Origin of the sequence: Micromonospora endophytica, assembly GCF_003236305.1 — a bacterium.
GTDB lineage: Bacteria > Actinomycetota > Actinomycetes > Mycobacteriales > Micromonosporaceae > Micromonospora > Micromonospora endophytica.
Genome location: NZ_POTX01000095.1, coordinates 1 through 20234, shown reverse-complemented (window position 1 = coordinate 20234; position 20234 = coordinate 1). Strand labels below are relative to the sequence as shown.

Below are 20234 nucleotides of genomic sequence, written 5' to 3'. Positions count from 1 at the left end.
GCCCGAAACCACACCCCCACCCCCACCACCCGGAGCGACACAGCATCACATAGATCGATGAAGGTCGATTGTGCTGCTCGCCCGAACTAGGAGACGCCATGCGTCGCAAAACACTGATCATCGCAGTGATCGCGGGCCTGTTACTCTCGCTCGCGGCCGTCCACCCCGCCTCGGCCGCCCCGGCGTTCCGGGCCCTGCTCTTCACCAAGACCACCGGCTACCGGCACGACTCGATCCCCGCCGGGGTCTCGATGTTCCAGCAGCAGGCCGCGGCGAACAACTTCGAGCTGGTGCACAGCGAGGACTCGAACGTCTTCACCCAGGCCAACCTCGCCACCTTCGACGTGCTCATCATGTTCCAGACCTCCGGCATGGTGTGGACCTCGGCCGCCCAACGCCAGGCGGTGGAGGGCTTCCTTGCCAGCGGCAAGGGCATCGTCGCCATCCACAACGCCACCGACATGGGCATCGAGGGCGAGTACCCGTGGTGGGACCAGACCGTCAACGCGGGGGCGCACATGCCGGAGCACTCCCCCGGCGTGCTGCCCGGCACCGCCATCGTCGCCGACAAGAAGCACCCCTCGACGGCGAGCCTGCCGGACCGCTGGAACCGTAGTGAGGAGTGGTACAACTTCGACAAGAACCCGCGCGGCGACGTGCACGTCCTGGTCACCGCCGACGAGCGGACGTACAACCCCGGCTCCCGGGCCATGGGGCCGGACCACCCGATCTCCTGGTGCCGCACCACCGGAGGCGGTCGGGTCTGGACCACCGCGATGGGTCACGCCGCCGAGTCGTACAGCGAGACGCACTTCCGCAACCACGTGCTCGGCGGGGTGAAATGGGCCGCCGGCAACGAACCGGGTGACTGCGGCGGCACCGTCTGGGGCAACTTCGAGAAGCGCACCCTGGACAGCAACACCGTCGACCCGATGGCGCTGGCGGTGGCACCCGACGGACGGGTCCTCTACGTCCAGCGCGGTGGCCAGGTGAAGATCTTCAAGCCGAGCACGAACAGCACCGTCACCGCCGGCACGCTGAGCGTCTACACCGGCGGCGAGGACGGCCTGACCGGCCTGGCGCTGGACCCGAACTTCACCGGCAACGGCTACGTGTACCTCTACCACTCGCCGGCCAGCAGTTCCACCGACGTCAACCGGGTCTCCCGGTACACGCTCACCGGTGACACGTTGAACATGTCCAGCGGGGTCACCATCATCGACATCCCGGCGTACCGGGACCGGACGTACCCCGAGCCCGGCCACACCGGCGGCTACCTCGACTTCGGTCCGGACGGCAACCTCTACATCGGCACCGGTGACGACGTCGCGCCGAACCTCGACCCCAACTGGCAGGGCTACGCCCCGCTGGACTGGCGGTCGGGCAAGCACATGCTCGACGCGGCCCGTACCGCCGGCAACACCAACGACCTGCGCGGCAAGCTGCTGCGCATCCGGCCCTCCGCCGGCGGCGGCTACACCATCCCGACGGGCAACCTCTACCCGCAGGGGACGGCGCAGACCCGAGCGGAGATCTACGCGATGGGCTTCCGCAACCCGTTCCGCTTCTCCATCGACCCGGCCAACGGCTGGATCTACCTGGCCGACTACGGACCGGACCGGAACCCGCCCACCACCAACCGTGGCCCCGAGGGCCTCGTCGAACTCAACGTGATCAAGGCACCGGGTAACTACGGCTGGCCGTTCTGCCACGGCGACAACCAGCCGTACGCGCCGTACAACCCGGACACCGGCGTGGTCGGTGCCAAGTTCAACTGCTCCGCGCCGGTGAACAACTCCCCCAACAACACCGGCCTGACCAGCCTCCGGCCGGTCGTCGCGCCCAACATGTGGTACGGCTACGGCGCCTCGCAGACCTTCCCCGAACTCGGTTCCGGCGGCTCCGGACCGATGGGCGGGCCGGTGTACCGCTACGACCCGGCGAACCCGTCGGCGACGAAGTTCCCGCCGTACTACGACGGCGTCCACTTCTTCTACGAGTGGTCGCGCAGCTACCTCAAGGAGGTGCACTTCGACTCGGCCACGGCGGTCACCCGCACCAACTCGTTCCTGAGCACCAGCAGGTTCAACAAGCCGATGGACCTGGAGTTCGGGCCTGACGGCTCGCTCTACCTGCTGGAGTGGGGCACCAACTTCGGTGGCGGCAACAGTGACTCCGGCCTCTACCGGATCGACTACGTGCAGGGCGGCCGGTCACCGATCGCCAAGGCCACCGGCACGCCCACCAGCGGCAACGCCCCGCTGACGGTGCAGTTCTCCAGCGCCGGATCGATGGACCCCGACCCGGGCAACACGATCAGCTACCAGTGGACCTTCGGCGACGGCACCACCTCGACGGCGGCCAACCCGTCGAAGGTCTACACCGCCAACGGCAACTACACGGCACAGCTCAAGGTCACCGACAACACCGGCAAGACCGGCTTCGCCAACGTCCAGATCACCGTCGGCAACACCGCGCCGGTGGTCACCATCACCACCCCCGCCAACGGCGGCATGCTGACCTTCGGCGACCGGGTGTCGTACCAGATCAGCGTCTCCGACCCGGGCGGTGCGGCTGTCGACTGCAGCAAGGTCTTCCTCAACCCGGCCCTCGGGCACGACGACCACGCCCACGAGACCACCGACTACGCCGGCTGTTCCGGGACCATCCCCACCGATCTGCTCGGCGGGCATCCGGACGGCGCCAACCTGTTCTACGTGCTGAACGCCAGATACACCGACAACGGCGGCGCGGGTGGCGCGGCACCGCTCACCGGTCACGCCCAGGTGATCCTCCAGCCCAAGCACAAGCAGGCCGAGTACTTCAGCAGCCAGTCCGGAATCCGGGTGATCGACCAGGCCGGCGCGCAGAGCGGCAAGCGGGTCGGCGACATCTCCAACAACGACTGGGTGGCGTTCACCCCGATGAGCCTCTCCGGCATCACCAACGTGAGCTACCGGCTCTCCTCGCCCTCGGGTGGCGGCACCATCGAGCTGCGCGCCGGTTCGCCGACCGGCACGCTGCTGGCCACCACCCCGGTGCCGAGCACCGGGGGCTGGGACAACTACCAGTCCACGACGCCGGTCAACGTCACCGCCCTCGCCGGAACACAAACCCTCTACATGGTGTTCAAGGGCAGCGCGAACAACTGGTTCGACCTCGACTCGTTCACGTTCGGCGGCGCCGGGGTCGGTGTCGGCGGCCCCTCCAACCCGCCGGGTGACGGGATCGCCGGCAGGACCTGGACGCTCACCGCACAGCACAGCAACAAACTGATGGACGTCAGCGGTGTCTCCACCGCCGACGGTGCCCAGATCCACCAGTGGGCGGCCACCGGTGGCAACAACCAGAAGTGGCAGGCCGTTGACGCCGGTGGCGGCGCGGTCTACCTCAAGGCGGTGCACAGCGGCAAGTGCGCGGAGGTCATCGGCGGCTCCACCGCCGCGGGTGCCTTCCTCCAACAGGCCACCTGCAACAACAGCAACCCGCAGAAGTTCACCGTCACGGCGACCGGCACCACAGGCGTCTACACGGTGAAGAGCGTGCCGAGCGGGCTCTGCCTGGACGTCAACAGCGGCGCCACCACCGACGGCGCGCGGCTGTTGCAGTGGACCTGCCACAGCGGCACCAACCAGCAGTGGCGGTTCAGCGCGGCCTGACGGCCGCGTGAGGTGGGGATCGGCTCCGACAACACGAGCCGATCCCCACCCTCGACGTCTCAGCCGGTCGTCGGCGGCGCGAGCAGCCCGGCCGACGCCAGGGCGGCCCAGAGCTCGTCGGGCACGGCGGCCGCCGACCGCCGCAGGGCCTCGGCCATCTGGGTACCGTTGCGCACCCCGACCACCGTCGAGATCACGGCCGGGTGCCGACGGACGTAGGCGAGCGCCGCCTGCGGCAGGGTGACGCCGTACGTCTCGCAGACTTCCGCGATCCGCCGGGCTCGTTCGATCAGCTCCGGCGGCGCCTGCTGGTAGTTGTAGGAGGCGTCGGCCGGGGGCCGGTCCCGCGACAGCAGACCCGAGTTGTAGACACCGGCGATCACCACACCCACGCCACGCCCCTCGGCGGCGGGCAGCAGATCGTCCGCCGCGCCCTGTTCGAGCAGGGTGTACCGGCCGGCGCACATCACCACGTCGATGTCGGTCTCCTGGACGAACCGGGCAAGCATCGCCGACTGGTTCATGCCCGCCCCGATGGCACCCACCACACCCTGGTCACGCAGCTCGATCAGGGCCGGCACGGCCTGGGAGACCGCCTGTTCCCAGTGGTGGTCGGGATCGTGCAGGTAGGCGATGTCGAGCCGGTCCAGACCGGTGCGGTCGAGGCTGGCCTCCACCGACCGCAGCACACCGTCCCGGCTGAAGTCCCACACCCGGCGGTGGGTCGCGGGAACATCGAAGCCCTCAGCGTCACGCCGATGCGCGTCCTCAGGCGACGGCACCAGAAGGCGGCCGACCTTTGTCGACACCACGTACTCCTCGCGCGGGCGGTGTCGCAGCGCGGCGCCGAGCCGCCGCTCGGACAACCCGAGCCCGTAGTGCGGCGCGGTGTCGAAGTACCGCACGCCGCCCTGCCACGCGGTGTCGACAGCCGCGGTGAACTCGTCGTCAGTGGTCACCCGGTGCAGATTGCCGCCCTGGGACGCACCGAACCCGAGCTCGGTGAGGCGCACCGTCGGACGGCGCGCTAGTTCACGCCGCTGGGAAACTCCTCGCATCGGCCCTCCGTCTCGACAGTGGTGGCGTCAGCGTACGCCGAAAGGGCTTTTCGGCTCGTTCCGGGAGGGCGGTGGCACGGGTGAGTCAGCTCGTATGACGTCTGATGGACGTCAATACTTCGCCGTACACTGACCCGCGGACGTCGCAGCTTGGCGAGCCGATCGGAGGAGAGATGACGCCACCGCAGGAAACGGCCCGGGATGCCCTGGCCACCCCGGCCTGGGTGCGACGGCCGACCAACCTTGCCCGAGCCGTGACCGCCGAACTGGTGGAGCGCATCGTGCGCGGGGCGCACCCAGCGGGAACGGCGTTGCCCCCGGAACCGATCCTCTGTGAGACCTTCTCGGTGAGCCGGACCGTCGTCCGGGAGGCGGTGAAGATTCTCCAGGAGAAAGGGCTGGTACAGGTCCGTCAGGGCGCCGGGACCATGATCACCCCGCAGTCGCAGTGGGACATGCTCGACGAGCTGGTCCTCGCGGCCACCATCGCCGAGGACAACGACCTCACCATCCTCGACGACCTCGTGGTGACTCGGCGGCTGCTGGAATCCGACATGGCGAACGTCGCCGCCCGCGTCGCCGACCAGCTGACCATCGACCGGCTGCGGGCGCAGGTCGACCGGATGGATGAACTCGTCGATGACCACGTGACCTACCACGATCACGACCGGGCCTTCCACGACACGGTCATGCATGCCTCCGGAAACCGCATCGCCCGGGGTGTGGTGCGCGCGCTGGAGAGTCAGGTGGTGAACACGGCGCGATACATGGGTCGGACCGAACGGTCCCTGTGCGTGGCGTCCAACCGTGGGCACCGCCGCATCTACGAGCGAATCGCCGCGCACGACCCGGAAGGCGCCGCCGAGGCGATGTTCACCCACATCACCGAGGCCTGGCTGGTCCGGCGCGGCGACCCGGGCGAACCGATCCGCCTGCAACGGTGACAAGCCCATTGCGCAGCCGAACAGCCGCCACTGCCGGCCACGGTTGTGGCGGCTGTGGTCAGGTCACGGCACCCGCCCGCTGACCGAGAGCCCAGGGCGGGCTATTTCGGCACAAAGTTCGGCTACGCTGCGTAGTTACACTGACCAATTTCCGATACCCCTCAGCAGGAAATCCTTCGGCCGCAGTGCAGCGTGCAACTTGCATAAACCAAGGTCGTCCTAATCGGACCGATTTAGGGTTATTTTTTCAGCAGCGCCCATAGCTCCGCCGTGGCATATCCAGCGGACAGAACGTGCGGTTACGGCCGCCCTTCGGCGAGCCGAGGCCGAATTCGAGAGGGGCACGCTCAGTCGTTACCCCGGCTCGCATCGGCCGTTGTGCAATGGGACGCAGGAACACTCACGTTCGTGTCGGTACACCGGTGACCGACAAGAACTGGATGGGACCGGACGAGGTCCCCGAGGAAGAGCGTCCCGACAACCGGACGTCGCAGCCAGCGGCGCCCAGGGCGGCCGGAAGAGGATTGGCGGCAGCGGCCATCGCGGCTGGGCTTGCAGCGGAACTGTTGCAGGCGACGGGGCGCGATGGCCTTGCCGTCGCCGCCAAGGCCATCGCCCACCTGCTGCACCTGATCGCCGTGTTTACCAGGCAGGACGGTCAGGTGTAGCGCTACCGGTACGGGGTCGGCAGCACGCCGGCCCCGTACCATTCCTAGTCAAGAACGAGGTCACCGTCTAGTTTGTAACGCATGCGAGACATCGACTGATGCCGAACGAGCCCCGGTCGATCGTGGACGGATCGGCCGGGGCTCGTCGATTGCGCTCGGATCAGGCGAGGTCGAACCGGTCGAGCTCCATGACCTTCGTCCAGGCCGCGACGAAGTCGGCCACGAACTTCTCACGCGCGTCGTCGCTGGCGTAGACCTCGGCGAGGGCCCGCAGCTGGGAGTTGGAGCCGAAGATGAGGTCGACCGCGGTGGCGGTCCACTTCACCTCGTCGGTGGCCAGATCCCGGATCTCGTACACGTGCTCCTCGGACTCCGACGCCTTCCACCGAGTGCCCGGGGAGAGCAGGTTGGTGAAGAAGTCGTTGCTGAGCACGCCGGGCCGGTCGGTGAGGACACCGTGCGCGGTGCCGCCGACGTTGTTGCCGAGGGCGCGCAGGCCGCCGACCAGGACGGTCATCTCGGGCGCGGTCAGGTTGAGCATGTAGGCCCGGTCGATGAGCAGCACCTCGGGCTGGGTCTTCTCTCCCGGCCGCAGGTAGTTGCGGAATCCGTCGGCGCGCGGCTCCATGACCCGGAACGACTCGACGTCGGTCTGCTCCTGGGTGGCGTCGGTGCGGCCCGGGCGGAACGGCACGGTCACCTCGACACCGGCGTCGCGCGCCGCCTTCTCCACGGCTGCCGAACCGGCCAGCACGATCAGGTCGGCGAGCGAGATCTTCGCCCCACCGGCGGAGTTGAACTCCCGCTGAACACCCTCCAGGGTCTCCAGCACGGTGGCGAGCTGCTCCGGCTGGTTGACCTCCCAACTGCGCTGCGGCTCGAGCCGGATCCGGGCGCCGTTGGCACCACCGCGCTTGTCGGTGGAGCGGAAGCTGGCGGCCGAGGCCCAGGCGGTGGAGATCAGCTGAGCGGTGCTCAGCCCGGACTCCAGGACCTTCGCCTTGAGCGCGGCGACGTCGGCGTCACCGACCAGCTCGTGGTCGACGGCCGGCACCGGGTCCTGCCACAGCTGTGCCTGCGGCACCCACGGCCCGAGGAAGCGGCTGACCGGGCCCATGTCGCGGTGCAGCAGCTTGTACCACGCCTTGGCGAACGCGAGCGCGAACTCGTCCGGGTTCGCCAGGAAGCGGCGCGAGATCTTCTCGTACGCCGGGTCGACGCGCAACGACAGGTCGGTCGTGAGCATCGTCGGCTTGTGCTTCTTCGACGGGTCGTGGGCGTCCGGGATGATCGCCTCGGCGTCCTTGGCCACCCACTGCTTGGCGCCACCGGGGCTGGTGGTCAGCTCCCACTCGTAGCCGAAGAGGATCTCGAAGAAGCGGTTGCTCCACTGCGTCGGCCGGTCGGTCCAGGTGACCTCGAGGCCGCTGGTGATGGTGTCCCCGCCCTTGCCGCTGCCGTACGTGCTCAGCCAGCCCAGGCCCTGTGCCTCCAGCGGCGCGCCCTCGGGCTCGGCGCCCACGTGGTCGTCGGCGACGCCGGCGCCGTGGGTCTTGCCGAAGGTGTGGCCACCGGCGATGAGGGCGACGGTCTCCTCGTCGTTCATCGCCATCCGGCGGAAGGTCTCGCGGATGAAGTACGCCGCGGCGAGCGGGTCCGCGTTACCGCGTGGGCCCTCCGGGTTGACGTAGATGAGACCCATCTCGGTCGCCCCGACACCCGCCGTCATCTCCTTGTCGGAGGCGTACCGCTCGTCACCGAGCCAGGCGTCCTCCGGACCCCAGAAGATCTCCTCGGGCTCCCAGACGTCCTCCCGGCCGAAGCCGAAGCCGAAGGTCTTGAAGCCCATCGACTCCAGGGCCACGTTGCCGGCGAGCACCAGCAGGTCGGCCCAGGAGATCTGCTGGCCGTACTTCTGCTTGACCGGCCAGAGCAGCCGGCGGGCCTTGTCCAGGTTGGCGTTGTCCGGCCAGCTGTTCAGCGGGGCGAAGCGCTGGCCGCCGTCACCGGCGCCGCCCCGGCCGTCCTCGATGCGGTAGGTGCCCGCGGCGTGCCAGCTCATCCGGATCATCAGCCCGCCGTAGTGGCCGAAGTCGGCAGGCCACCAGTCCTGCGAGGTGGTGAGCACCTGGGTGATGTCCCGCTTGAGAGCCTCGACGTCGAGCTTGGCGAACTCCTTGGCGTAGCTGAAGCTCTCTCCCAGCGGGTTGCCCTTGGGCGACTGGGCGTGCAGCACCGACAGGTCGAGCTGGTTGGGCCACCAGTCCCGGTTGGTACGGGGACGACCGCCCGTCTTCGGCGTCGGCGAGTCGATCGCCGGGTTCTCGCTCTCGCTGCCGTGCGCGGTCACCGAATCGTGCGCGACCGGGCAGCCGGCCGCCGCCTTCTCGTCCACGCCCTGCGGGCTGACGGGGCCGTTCTCCTGGGTGTGGCTCATCTACTTCCTTCCGAACTCGTGGATCTCTGGGACGTGCGTGCGGTCGCGCAGTCGGGGCAGGTGCCCCAGTAGACGACCTCCGCCTCATCGACGGTGAAGCCGTGGGCGTCGGAGGCGGTGAGACAGGGGGCGCTGCCGACGGCGCAGTCGACATCGGCGATCGCACCGCAGGAGCGGCACACGACGTGATGGTGGTTGTCTCCCACCCGCGCCTCGTAGCGGGCGGTCGCCCGGGCAGGCTGGATGCGGCGCACCAGACCGGCGTCGGTGAGCGCCCGCAGCACGTCGTAGACCGCCTGGTGGGAGATGGTGGGAAGATCAGCCCGAACCAACGCGATCACGGTGTCCGTGTCGACGTGGGGGTGGTCCCGCAGCGCGGCGAGCACCGCGAGGCGGGGCCGGGTCACGCGCAACGAGACCGACCGCAGCTGAGCCTCGAAGTCGGACGTCACGTGGCGACCCTAGCCCACTCTTTTGGAATTGTTCAAGTTTTCACCCCGCCTCAATACGGCACATTCCACCCCAGAACGGCCGCTCGCACCCGGAAGCCTACGACGATCGCCTGCGGTCGAGGCACAGGGCGGCCTAACGGCGGCGCGGCACCTCCGCCGACGCTTCGTTGATCCGCTCCGTCACGTGGCAGGCGACCTCACGCAGCGCGGTGACCTGCCCCTCGGTCAGCCCGTCGATGACGTAGCGCCGCACCGCGGCGACGTGCCCCGGCGCCGCGGCGACCACCGTGTCCCACCCGTCGTCGGTCAACACGGCCCGGGTGTAGCGAGGGCTTTCCGGATCGGGCTCCCGGCGCAGCAGACCCCGCCGCTCCAGGCGCTTGACGACGTTCGACAGCCGAGACAGCGAGCTGCCGATATGGCCGGCCAGGTCGCTGAGCCGCTGGGCCCGCCCGGGCGTCATGGAGAGGCTGCTGAGCACGGAGTAGTCGAAGAGCGTCAGGTCGCTGTCGCGCGACAACTGCGCATCCAGCGCGCCGGGCAGCGTGAACATGAGACTGGCCAGGGCGAGCCAGGCCTCGGTCTCCCGGTCGTTCAGCCACTGCGGCTCCTCCGGCACGGGTCCAGCCTACGCGCCGACTTCACGGATGAAGTGAGGCATCTCGCATCGACTTCAAGCTTGAAGCAGTAGGGCGTACGGTGACTTCAAGCTTGAACCTCTTACCGCTGGGAGTACCTGATGACCCTGTTCCGCCTGGACGCCAGCATCCGTACGCACGGCTCCGCGAGCCGCGAGATCGCGGACATCGTCGAGCAGGAGTGGCTCGCCGCGCATCCCGGCGACACGATCGAGCGTCGCCACGTCGGCGTGGACACCTTCTCCGCGACCGCCTGGGCGGCGGCCGTGACCGCCGGGAGCACCGCGCCGGCGGAACGCACCGCCGAACAGGGCGAGGCCCTCGCCCTCGCCGCCACGCTCGTGGACGAACTGCTCGCCGCCGACGCGATCCTGTTCGCCGTGCCGCTCTACAACTTCGGCGTCTCGCAGCACGTCAAGACGTACGTCGATCTCGTCTGCGCCGACCCACGAGTGACCGGCAACCCGTTCCTCGCGGACAAGCCGGCGGTGCTGGCCACGGTCCGTGGCGGCGCGTACGGCAGCGGCACCCCGCGTGAGGGCTGGGACCACTCGACGCCCTACCTGCGTCGCATCCTCGCCGACGCCTGGGGGGCCGACCTCACCGTCATCGAACGTGAGTTCACCCTCGTCGGCGTCAACCCCGCCCTGGACCCCTTCACCGACCAGGCCGCCCAGATGCACGCGGAGGCCCGAGAGGCCGCCCGTGCCGCCGGCCGCGCCCTCGGCGCCACCCGAGTCCCGGCCTGAGCCACCTGCGTGGAGGTCGGGTGGCACGGTGCGCGCCCCTGGAGACCTCCGCTGACCAGCACCTTCCGCACCCACCGAGAAGTGACACCGGGAGGTGCGGAAGGTGCGCGGACAGCAGGGCGCGACGACCTAGGATGGATCGCATGGCCAACCACGTCTGCGCCACCGACGGCGGCATCGGGGTGGGCGGTGGCACCCTCGCCACCGACCCGGCGGGCCGGGCCGACTGAGTGGACGGCACGACAGCGGTGATCCGCCGCGCCAAGGCCGACGACGCCGACACCGTCACGCGGGTGTTCCTGGCTTCCCGGGCGGCCGCGATGCCCTATCTGCCGCGCCTTTACGACGAGGAGCAGACCAGAGCCTGGGTCACCCACGTGGTGCTGCCCGGCTGTGTGACCTGGGTGGCCGAGCACCCCCACACCGGTGAGATCCTCGGCTTCGCCGCACTCGACGGTGAGGTGCTGGAGCATCTGTACCTGCGGCCCGACGCCCGGGGGCAGGGCATCGGTCACGCGCTGCTCGATCAGGTGCGGCGGACCGGACCGCAGGTGCTCAACCTGCGCGTGTTCACCCGCAACACCTCCGCCCGGAGGTTCTACGAGCGGCGCGGCTTCCGTCCGGTCGACGAGAGCGACGGCAGCCGCAACGAGGAGAACGAGCCGGACATGACGTACGTGTGGCGAGAAGTGTCCTGATCGGACGATTGATCGTAGCGGCCACATCGGATCGGCGATCGTTGTTACCGTCGCTCACCGTCGTTCCACTCGAAAGAGGCCGTATGCGTTTCACGCGAACTCGCCGGGCAAGGGTCTCGGCTGTCGTCGCCGCCGCTCTCGGTGCCGGCATGATCGGCGGCGTCGCCGCCAACGCCGTCAGCGGGTCCACTCCCGTACCGGCGGGCAGTTACCTGTTCACCGCGAAGATCCAGAACGAGCTGGCATCCTGCACCGGCGCGCTTGTCGATCCTTCCTGGGTGATCACGACGACCGGCTGTTTCCCGGAGGCGACGCAGGCCAACAGCGGTCGGGCACCGGATCGTCCCACCACCGTCACGGTCGGGCGGACCGACCTGACCGGGTCCGGCGGGCACGTCCTCGCCGTCACCGCGCTCGTACCCCATGCCACCCGGGACGTGGTGCTCGCGCAGCTCGCGCAGCCGGTGACCACCGTCGCGCCGGTGGCGCTCGGCTCGGTGGCCCTCGGCGGTGAGCAGCTGGTGGCCGCCGGATTCGGGCGAACCGCCACCGAATGGGTGCCGACCAGGCTGCACGCCGGCACCTTCACCGTGCAGAACGTCACCGCCGGCAGTGTCGCCATCGACGGCGCCGCCACCGGTGCCACCCTCTGCCGCGGTGATGCCGGCGGTCCCCTGCTGCGGGAGGTCGCCGGCACGCCCACACTTGTCGCCCTGCACGGTTCGTCCTGGCAGGGCGGCTGCCTGGCCGAGACCGAGACCCGCCGCACGGCCATCGAGGTCCGCGTCGACGACCTCGGCGACTGGATCCACGCCAGCACTGCCGACGACTACGTCGCGCTTCCGGCCAGCGGAACCCTGCTCGACACCCGCACCGACACCGGTGGCGCGAAGGGCCTGAAGGCGGGCGGGAGCACCACCACGTTCCGGGTGCTCGGGACCGCCGGCGTGCCGGCGTACGGGGTGAGTGCGGTGCTCGTCGACGTCGCCGCGATCAGCCCGACCGCCACCACCCACCTCACCGCCTTCCCGGGCGGCACACCCCAGCCGGCCACCTCCACGGTCAACGCCCACAAGGGAGACATCATCTCGGCCACGCAGGTGGTCAGGGTCGGCGCGGACGGCACACTCTCGGTCTACACCAACAGCGGCGACACCCACATCATGGTCGACGTGCACGGCTACTTCCGGGCCGGCTCCGTGGAGGCGTCGCCGGCTGGTGGCGGCTTCGTGGCGGTGCCGCACCGGCGGGTGGCGGACACCCGCGACGGCACCGGCACCACGAAGGGCACCGTGCCCTCCGGTGGCACCCGGACCATCGCCCTGACCGGCGGCACCATCCCGGTCGGCGCGACCGGCGCCCTGCTGGACATCGCCGTCGTCGGCGCGACAGGCCCCGGTTACCTGCGCGCCTACCCGACCGGCGGCCCGGTCGAGACCCGCAGCCTGCTGGACTACGTCAGCGGCATCACCTCGCAAGGCGTCGCGGTGAAGCTGTCGGCGAACGGTCAGGTGACGATCGAGAACCGGGGACCGGCGGTCCACCTGGTGATCAGCGTGCAGGGCTACGTCACCGCGACGGCCCGCACGGGTGCCGGGCTACGGCTGACGCCGCCCACCCGGGTGCTGAACACGACTGCCGACCAAGGGGTGGCCGTGCCCGCCAACGGGACGGTCGCGGTGCAGCTCAGCGGGGCCAACGGCATTCCGTCCGCCGGGCTGGCCGGTGCCATCGTGAACCTGGCCGTGGTGAAGCCGACAGGCACCGGGTTCCTGGCCGTCAAACCGGACTCGGGGGCGGCGTTCGTCAGCGGCGATCCCTCGGTGCTCAACTTCACCGCCGGGCAGCACGCGCGTGCCTCGATGGTGGTGGTGCAGGGCGGGAAGTTCGACCCCGTACGAAGGGTCGGTCAGGACGGCCGGATCCTGATCAAGAACGTCAGCGGTGGCACCATCCACCTGCTTGTCGACCTGCACGGCTGGTTCGGTCCGGCGCGGATCGGCTGAGATCGTCGATGGTGGAGCGCCACAGCACTCCACCATCGACGCCCGGCTCGGTTCTACGCCTTGCGGGCTAGCATCCCGACGAAGGTGTGATAGGTGTCCGTCTGCTCCACGGCCGGCGTGCCCGGCTCGGGACGCCACTCGGCCAGCGGCACCAATCCCGGCTCCAGCACCGTCAGACCGTCGGCGAAGTCGAGGATCTCCTCGTCCCTGCGCCAGCGGCCGGTGCCGAGCGACTCGTTGAAGATCCGCTCGACCTCACGCGCCTTCCGGGACGCCTCCGGGGCCTGTTCGCCCGGGTCGCGGAAGTGCGAGATCGCGACGTAACTGCCGGACGGCAGGGCGTCGATCAGCTCCGCCGCCACCGCCTTCGGGTTCTCGTCGTCACCGAGGTGGTGCAGGATCGCGAAGAGCAGCAGCCCGACCGGACGGTCGAAGTCGAGGAACCGGCGCACGTCCGGGTGGTGCAGGATCTCCTGCGGCGACCGGATGTCGGCCTGGATCACCGTCGCGGTGCCCTCCTCGGCGAGCAGCGCCCGCCCGTGGGTCAGCACGATCGGGTCGTTGTCCACGTAGACCACCCGGGCCTTCGGGTTGTGCTCGATGGCGACCTCGTGCACGTTGCCCTGGGTGGGCAGCCCGGATCCGATGTCGAGGAACTGGTCGAGGCCCACCTCGGCGACGAGGTACCGGACCACCCGACGCAGGAAGGCCCGGTTCGCCTGGCCGGCCGCCGGACCGTCCGGTGTGATCCGCAGGGCGTGCGCGGCGACCTGGCGGTCGACCTCGAAGTTGTCCTTGCCGCCGAGGAAGAAGTCGTAGACCCGGGCCACACTGGGAATGCTGGTGTCGATACCGGGTGGTGCCGCCTCGTCGCGAGTCACAGGCGTCTCCATTCAATTCGGATCAGCGCCCACAAAGGATCGCGGGCAGTTCCGGCTTTGCGCAGGAGTGTAGCGATCAAACGGCCGCTGATTGGTACCGCTCCCAAGGCAGCCACCGCCATCTGCCGGGATCGCGTCGACGGGGGTGACGCCGTGCGGCGTCACCCCCGTCGCGGGTGCGGTTACCTGGCGGTGCAGGTAAGGGTGGGAGTGGAGTTGGTCCCGTTCCAGGATCCGTTGAATCCGAAGCTGGCGCTCCCGTTGGCGCCCAGGTTTCCGTTGTAACCGGCATTCGAGGCGGTGACCGACGATCCACTTGAGGTGATCGTCGCGTTCCAGGAACTGGTGATGCTCTGGCCGTTGGGCCAGGTCCAGTTCACCGTCCAGCCGGAGATCGCGGCGTTACCGGCCCGCACGGTGACCTCGGCACCGAAGCCACCGGACCACTCGCTGGTCTTGCGGTAGGTGGCGGTGCAGGCACCATTGCCCGCCGGCGGCGGGGTGCTGGTCGGCGGGGTGGTCGGTGACGTGGTCGGCGGGCTGGTGGTCGGCGGGGTGCCGCCACCACCGAAGATCACATCGCTGCAGAGGTAGTACGGCTGGTCGAGGTGGGACGCCTGCCAGATCGTGTAGACCACGTGCCGCCCGGTGCGGTTGCCCGCGTTCACCTGGGCCTCGTAGAGCCCGGTGGTCGGATAGCTGCCGGTACGCAGCACCAGTTCCAGGCTGTTCCAGGTGAGGGGTTGGGTGGTCGGGTCGAAGCCCTGCTTGGTGATGTAGATCAACATGTAGTCCGCGCCGTGGCGGGCACCGTCGGTGAGCGTCAGCGTGAAGTTGTTGGGCATCGGCTTCGCGGTCCACGCGCCGACCGTGTCCAGCGAGGCGTACAGGCCGTTCTGGGTACGACCGCCGCTGCAGAGTTGTCCGTCCGGGACGGCGGCCTGGTGGTTGCCGCCGACGTTCTCGCGGTACAGGCCGTTCCAGTTCCACATCGTGTTCGGGTTGGCCTGCCATGCCTGCCAGCACATCGGGTCGCTCTGGGCCATGGCGGGGTTGAGGTGGTCGGCGCCCCAGCGTTCCCAGCAGCCGTAGTTGCGGGACGGCGGGTTGGTGACGGATCCGTGCGCCGAGGCCGGGCCGGCCTGCTGGACCACGACCATCGTGAACGCGGCGGCGAGTACGGTGACCGCGCCGAGTCCCAACCGACGGGCTGTTCGTGAGAATTTCATCGATGCTCCAGTTGGTCCGCCGACGCCGGTGTCGCTCGCCGGGATGCCCAACCCGTCGAGAGCACACGCCGGTCGGTTCGGACATAAGATGGCAGGCGGCACCACTGTGCTGCCTGCGACGACCTGACGGCTCCCCGCCGCGATCGTACTCGACCAATTGGAACATGTCGATATTTCTGGCGTAGCGGCGGGTTACTCGACCGCCTCGGCGACGACCCGCCAGACCTGGGCCGCGAGCCAGTCGTTGAGCTGGTGCACGCCGACCTCCTCCTGGTGGTCGAACCACCAGATGATGCCGGCGTCGACCAGGCCGATGACGCTGGCCACCACGTACGCCGGCAGCTGCGCCCGGTATCCGGCGGCGCGCAGGTTGGCCACGGCGGCCTCGGCGAGTTCGGGCACGGCCTGCGCGGTGCGCAGACGGGCCCGGAACCGGTAGAGGTTCGGGTGCTCCACCGCCCAGCTCAGCACCCGGCCGATGATGCCGTGGATCACCTCGGGCGGCGTTCCCGCCGCCGACAGCGACGGGCGAATGTACGCGCTGAGCAGTCGTGCCGCGTGTCGGGCGACCGCCTGGTCGAGGTCGTCCTTGCTGGTGAAATGGCGGTAGACGTGCGGCCGGGGCAGCCCGGCGCGGTCGGCGACCGCCCCCAGGCCGGCCTCGGTGCCGCTCTCCTCGATGACCCGGACCGCGGCTTCCACGATCAACTGCCGTCGTCGGGCGCGCTCGTCCGGGGCACCGGCCGCGCGACGCGCGGCGATCGTGTCCCGCCTCACCCCGGCATCGCTCACCGGATCACTGTAACGGGCAGTATCGTTGTTTGGGTACAGGCTGTACCCATAGACGTCCGCCACTTGAGGTGAGTCATGTCAAGTCACCTGTCCGGCCCGATCGACCTCGCCCGCCTACAGGAAGTGCTCGACGGGCCGTGGGCCGAGGTCCGCGCCGCGCATCGGAACCACCTCGACGCCCGGTTCCTACCGGTTTACGGCGAGACCGGCGACCAGGCCCGGGAGCGGGTCAGCCGGCTGCTCACCGAGCTTCCCGTCGAGCTGGGCATCGCGTCAGCCTTCCCCACCGAGTACGGCGGCAGATCCGACGTCGGCGGGTCGATAGTCGCCAGCGAGATGCTGGCGCAGGTGGACCTGTCGCTGATGGTGAAGGCGGGCGTGCAGTGGGGCCTGTTCGGTGGCGCGGTGATGGCCCTCGGCACCCGGCGGCACCACGACGCCCACCTTCGGGACATCGTCTCCGGCACCACCCTCGGCTGTTTCGCGATGACCGAGACCGGCCACGGCTCCGACGTCCAGCAGCTGCGCACCACCTGCACGTACGACCCGCAGACGCAGACCTTCGACCTGCACACCCCGCACGAGGCGGCCCGCAAGGACTACATCGGCAACGCGGCCCGCGACGGCCGGATGGCGGTGGTCTTCGCGCAACTGATCACGCAGGGCCGCCGGCACGGCGTACACGCGTGGCTGGTGCCGATCCGCGACGCCCAGGGCAACGCGCTGCCCGGCGTGACCATCGGCGACGCGGGGCCCAAGGCCGGCCTGCTCGGCGTGGACAACGGACGGCTCAGTTTCGACCACGTGCAGGTGCCCCGGGACATGCTGCTGGACCGGTACGGGCAGGTCGCGGCGGACGGCACGTACTCCAGCCCGATCGAGGACGACTCCCGCCGCTTCTTCACCATGCTCGGCACGCTGGTCCGGGGCCGGGTCAGCGTGGGCGGCGCCGCCTCGGCGGCCACCAGGTCGGCGCTGACCATCGCGGTCCGCTACGGCGACATCCGCCGCCAGTTCCGCGCACCCGACGCCGACCGTGAGGTCCCGCTCAACGACTACCTGGCCCACCAACGCAAGCTGCTGCCCGCCCTGGCCACCACGTACGCGCTGCACTTCGCCCAGGCCGAGCTGGTCGCCGCGCTGCACGACGCGCAGGGCGCCGGCCAACCCGTCGACGAGCATCGGCAACGGGAGTTGGAGTCCCGGGCGGCCGGGCTCAAGGCCGCGCAGACCTGGCACGCCACCCGCACCATCCAGATGTGCCGCGAGGCGTGCGGCGGTGCCGGCTACCTGGCCGAGAACCGGCTGCCCGGGCTGAAGGCGGACACCGACGTCTTCACCACGTTCGAGGGCGACAACACGGTGCTGCTGCAACTGGTGGCCAAGGGGCTGCTCACCGGCTACCGGGACGAGTTCGGCTCGTTGGACGGTTGGGGGCGTGCCTCCTTCGTCGCCGAGCAGGTGCGGGAGATGGTGCTCGAACGCACCGCCGCGCGGTCGCTCATCCAGCGCCTGATCGGCGCCGTGCCCGGCCACGACGAGGAGGTAGCCGTCACCGACCGGGGCTGGCAGCTCAAGGTCTTCGAGGACCGCGAGCGGCACCTGCTCGACGGCGCGATCCGCCGCCTGCGGGGCGGCGCGGCCTCCAAGCAGGACCGCCCCTTCGACATCTTCAACGACGTGCAGGACCACGTCCTCACGGTCGCCGCCGCGCACATCGACCGGGTCACCCTGGAGGCGTTCGTCGCCGGCATCGAGGACACCGCCGACCCGGCGGTCAAGGCACTGCTCTCCCGGGTCTGCGACCTCTACGCGCTCAGCGTCATCGAGGCCAACAAGGGCTGGTTGCTGGAGCACGGCCGGCTCACCCCGGCCCGGTCCAAGGCCATCACCGCGGTGGTGAACAGCCTGCTCAAGGAGCTGCGTCCGCACCTGCGCACGCTCGTGGACGGCTTCGCCGTCCCGGACGCCTGGCTGAACTGCGCCATCCTGCGGGAGGAGGCCGACCGGCAGGAGACCATGGCGGCGCGGGACGCCGCCGGTGATCCCCAGCCGGTGCCGGCGTAACCGGCCGCCGTCGCCCGGATGCGGCACAGACCGCATCCGGGCAGTGTCAGTGTCACACCGGTTCGACGGGCAGCCACAGTTCGCAGGTCGCGGTGCGGAAATCGGCCGCGTGCGCCAGGATCGCGGTGAGCGCCGGCCCCGGACGCAGCCGCCACGGGTTGCTCGGAAACCATTCGGTCGCCGTCGCGGCCCAGGTCGTCTGGAATGTCTGCGGGTAGGGGCCGCTGCTGCGGAACACCGCCCACCTGCCGGCCGGCACCTCGATGGTGTCGAGGTCGGCGGGGACCGGCGTGTCCCCGCCGATCGCCACCCCGTGCAGTTGGGTCAGCTCGGTGCCCTCGGGGAAGTCGGGATCCAGATCGTCGGAGACCGCGAGCAGACCGGCCGGCTCGGTGTCGCTGAGTGCCTTCAGCCGCAGATGTTCCGCAGCCGGCAGCGCGGCGATGTGCCGCTGGATGTGCGGGTTGACTCCGTGGTGGATCAGCGGGACCCGGGCGGCGTGTCCGACCAGCCGGAACGCCTGGCGGTCGACGATGCGGGTGTGCATGGGCAGGCCCCCTTCCACGGTCAGCCGGAACCTGATCTGCGGCTGGCTGCGAAGGGGACCACCATCGCGGCGTACGTCACCGGGAGCGGCACCGTGCACGGCCCGGAACGCCCGCCCGAACGCCTCGGTCGAGCCGTATCCGTGCCGCACGGCGATGCTGAGCAGATCCGACTCGCCGCGGACCACGTCGCTGGCGGCGACGGTCATCCGCCGCCGGCGCACGTACTCCGACAGCGGCATGCCCGCCAACGACGAGAACATCCGGCGCAGGTGGTACTCGGTCGTGCCGCACATCTTGGCGAAGGTGTCGACGTCGACGTCCTCGACGAGGTGTTCCTCGACGAGATCGACAAGCCGGTTGAGTGTCGAGATCACGTGCCTGCCTCCGCCGACAACTCTGTGCGCGCCGCCTCGTGGAGCGCGGTGACCGCCGCCCGCACCGCCGGGGTGTGCGCGACCGCGTCGTGCACCACCAGGTGGATCGACCGGGTCGGCGTGGGGCGGACCACCCGGACCCGGGTCACGCCTGCGGGCAGTTGCGCCGCGCCGAGCGCGGGCAGCACCGTGAGGCCGATGCCGGCACCGACGAAGGCCAGCGCGGTCGGGTAGTCGTGCGCCTCGACCCGGAAGGCCGGGCTGAAGCCCGCGGCGGTGCAGGCTTCGATGAGGTTGCTACGGCACCAGCCCCGGGCGAAGTCGTTGTCGACCCAGCGCTCGTCGGCGAGGTCGACCAGATCGACCTCGGCCCGGCCGGCGAAGCGGTGCCCGGCCGGCAGCACCGCGACATAGGGGTCGTCGAGCAGATGGTGGGCGGTGAAGCCGGAACCGGGATGGAAGCCGGTTGGGGCCACCACCACCTGCACGTCGGCGCGCTCCTCCCGGTTGTCCGGGATGTGTTCGCGCAGTTCCAGATCCAGCCGGACGCCGGGCAGGTCGGTGGTGAGCCGCCGCACCACATGCGGCATCCACGCCGCACCGACCGAGGCGAAGTACGCGATGGACAGGGTGCCGGTACGACCGGACCGCAGGTCCGCGATGAGTGACTCGGCCTCGCCGAGGCGGGCGAGCACCCGGTCGGCCTCGGCGGCCAGGGCATGCCCGGCGGCGGTGGGTCGCAGGCCCCGCCCCGCTCGGGCGAGCAGGGTGAGGCCGGTCTCGCGTTGCAGCGCGGCGAGGTGTTGACTGATCGCGGAGGGGGTGTAGCCGAGGTTGGCGGCGGCAGCCTGGACGGAGCCGGACGCCACCACGGAGCGGAAGATCCGGAGCCGGTGGACGTCGAGCACGCCGCAACTATAAAGCCGGACTGAATCGTGGTGAAGAGATAATCGCTGGTACTGAAGAGTCAGACGGCTGAGAATCCACAGATGACCAGTCCGGAGATCACCGCCCCCGCCCGGGTCGCCGGGGAC

At 69.8% G+C, this 20234-nt stretch carries 16 protein-coding genes; 7 read left to right on the top strand and 9 right to left on the bottom strand.

Annotated features, from left to right (window positions below; genetic code table 11):
* Nucleotides 1-98 precede the first annotated feature (98 nt).
* Nucleotides 99-3659: a ThuA domain-containing protein gene (locus tag C1I93_RS15725; RefSeq protein ID WP_111244035.1), complete on the top strand. Its 3561-nt coding sequence runs from the start codon at nt 99-101 to the stop codon at nt 3657-3659.
* A 59-nt stretch (nt 3660-3718) separates the two neighbouring features.
* Here C1I93_RS15725 and C1I93_RS15720 read toward each other — a convergent pair whose 3' ends face one another.
* Nucleotides 3719-4672, bottom strand: a complete 954-nt coding sequence (locus C1I93_RS15720) for an aldo/keto reductase (RefSeq protein ID WP_223256467.1) — start codon at nt 4670-4672, stop codon at nt 3719-3721.
* A gap of 218 nt (nt 4673-4890) precedes the next feature.
* On the opposite strand from C1I93_RS15720, the gene C1I93_RS15715 reads away from it, so the two are divergent.
* Together C1I93_RS15715 and C1I93_RS15710 are read left to right on the top strand one after the other, a co-directional pair.
* Complete coding sequence (locus C1I93_RS15715; RefSeq protein ID WP_111244033.1) at nt 4891-5661, top strand: FadR/GntR family transcriptional regulator; 771 nt, start codon at nt 4891-4893, stop codon at nt 5659-5661.
* Between the two features lie 422 nt (nt 5662-6083).
* Nucleotides 6084-6329, top strand: coding sequence for a hypothetical protein (locus C1I93_RS15710; RefSeq protein ID WP_111244032.1), 246 nt, complete (start codon nt 6084-6086; stop codon nt 6327-6329).
* Between the two features lie 160 nt (nt 6330-6489).
* Here the strand turns inward: C1I93_RS15710 and katG are convergent, their stop codons facing one another.
* The 3 genes from katG to C1I93_RS15695 all read right to left on the bottom strand — a co-directional run bounded on the left by katG (nt 6490) and on the right by C1I93_RS15695 (nt 9837).
* On the bottom strand, nt 6490-8766 hold the full coding sequence (katG, locus tag C1I93_RS15705; RefSeq protein ID WP_111244031.1) for a catalase/peroxidase HPI: 2277 nt from the start codon (nt 8764-8766) through the stop codon (nt 6490-6492).
* Nucleotides 8763-9218, bottom strand: coding sequence for a Fur family transcriptional regulator (locus C1I93_RS15700; protein WP_111244030.1), 456 nt, complete (start codon nt 9216-9218; stop codon nt 8763-8765). Before C1I93_RS15700 ends, katG begins: the two co-directional genes overlap by 4 nt.
* Before the next feature lie 133 nt (nt 9219-9351).
* Nucleotides 9352-9837, bottom strand: coding sequence for a MarR family winged helix-turn-helix transcriptional regulator (locus C1I93_RS15695; protein ID WP_223256466.1), 486 nt, complete (start codon nt 9835-9837; stop codon nt 9352-9354).
* 120 nt (nt 9838-9957) lie between these two features.
* Here C1I93_RS15695 and C1I93_RS15690 point away from each other — a divergent pair, with 120 nt between their 5' ends.
* The 3 genes from C1I93_RS15690 (at nt 9958) to C1I93_RS15680 (ending at nt 13309) form a co-directional block, all read left to right on the top strand.
* On the top strand, nt 9958-10605 hold the full coding sequence (locus C1I93_RS15690; RefSeq protein ID WP_111244029.1) for an FMN-dependent NADH-azoreductase: 648 nt from the start codon (nt 9958-9960) through the stop codon (nt 10603-10605).
* 230 nt (nt 10606-10835) lie between these two features.
* Entirely contained in the window at nt 10836-11303 is a 468-nt protein-coding gene (locus C1I93_RS15685) for a GNAT family N-acetyltransferase (RefSeq protein ID WP_223256465.1), read from the top strand.
* A gap of 83 nt (nt 11304-11386) precedes the next feature.
* Nucleotides 11387-13309 (top strand): trypsin-like serine protease, encoded by a 1923-nt coding sequence (locus C1I93_RS15680; RefSeq protein ID WP_111244028.1) that lies wholly within the window; start codon nt 11387-11389, stop codon nt 13307-13309.
* A 53-nt stretch (nt 13310-13362) separates the two neighbouring features.
* Here the strand turns inward: C1I93_RS15680 and C1I93_RS15675 are convergent, their stop codons facing one another.
* The 3 genes from C1I93_RS15675 to C1I93_RS15665 all read right to left on the bottom strand — a co-directional run bounded on the left by C1I93_RS15675 (nt 13363) and on the right by C1I93_RS15665 (nt 16211).
* Nucleotides 13363-14190, bottom strand: a complete 828-nt coding sequence (locus C1I93_RS15675; protein WP_111244027.1) for an SAM-dependent methyltransferase — start codon at nt 14188-14190, stop codon at nt 13363-13365.
* 182 nt (nt 14191-14372) lie between these two features.
* Nucleotides 14373-15419, bottom strand: coding sequence for a lytic polysaccharide monooxygenase auxiliary activity family 9 protein (locus C1I93_RS15670; RefSeq protein WP_111244026.1), 1047 nt, complete (start codon nt 15417-15419; stop codon nt 14373-14375).
* Between the two features lie 192 nt (nt 15420-15611).
* A complete protein-coding gene (locus C1I93_RS15665; protein WP_181445187.1) occupies nt 15612-16211 on the bottom strand; it encodes a TetR/AcrR family transcriptional regulator in 600 nt (199 codons plus the stop codon).
* Nucleotides 16212-16286: 75 nt separating this feature from the next.
* Here C1I93_RS15665 and C1I93_RS15660 point away from each other — a divergent pair, with 75 nt between their 5' ends.
* Entirely contained in the window at nt 16287-18278 is a 1992-nt protein-coding gene (locus tag C1I93_RS15660) for an acyl-CoA dehydrogenase family protein (protein ID WP_111244024.1), read from the top strand.
* Between the two features lie 52 nt (nt 18279-18330).
* Here C1I93_RS15660 and C1I93_RS15655 read toward each other — a convergent pair whose 3' ends face one another.
* Both C1I93_RS15655 and C1I93_RS15650 read right to left on the bottom strand, forming a co-directional pair.
* Nucleotides 18331-19200 carry an AraC family transcriptional regulator gene (locus tag C1I93_RS15655; protein WP_111244023.1) on the bottom strand — a complete coding sequence of 290 codons (870 nt, stop codon included), beginning with the start codon at nt 19198-19200 and terminating at the stop codon, nt 18331-18333.
* On the bottom strand, nt 19197-20108 hold the full coding sequence (locus C1I93_RS15650; protein ID WP_111244022.1) for a LysR family transcriptional regulator: 912 nt from the start codon (nt 20106-20108) through the stop codon (nt 19197-19199). Before C1I93_RS15650 ends, C1I93_RS15655 begins: the two co-directional genes overlap by 4 nt.
* Between the last annotated feature and the right edge of the window lie 126 nt (nt 20109-20234).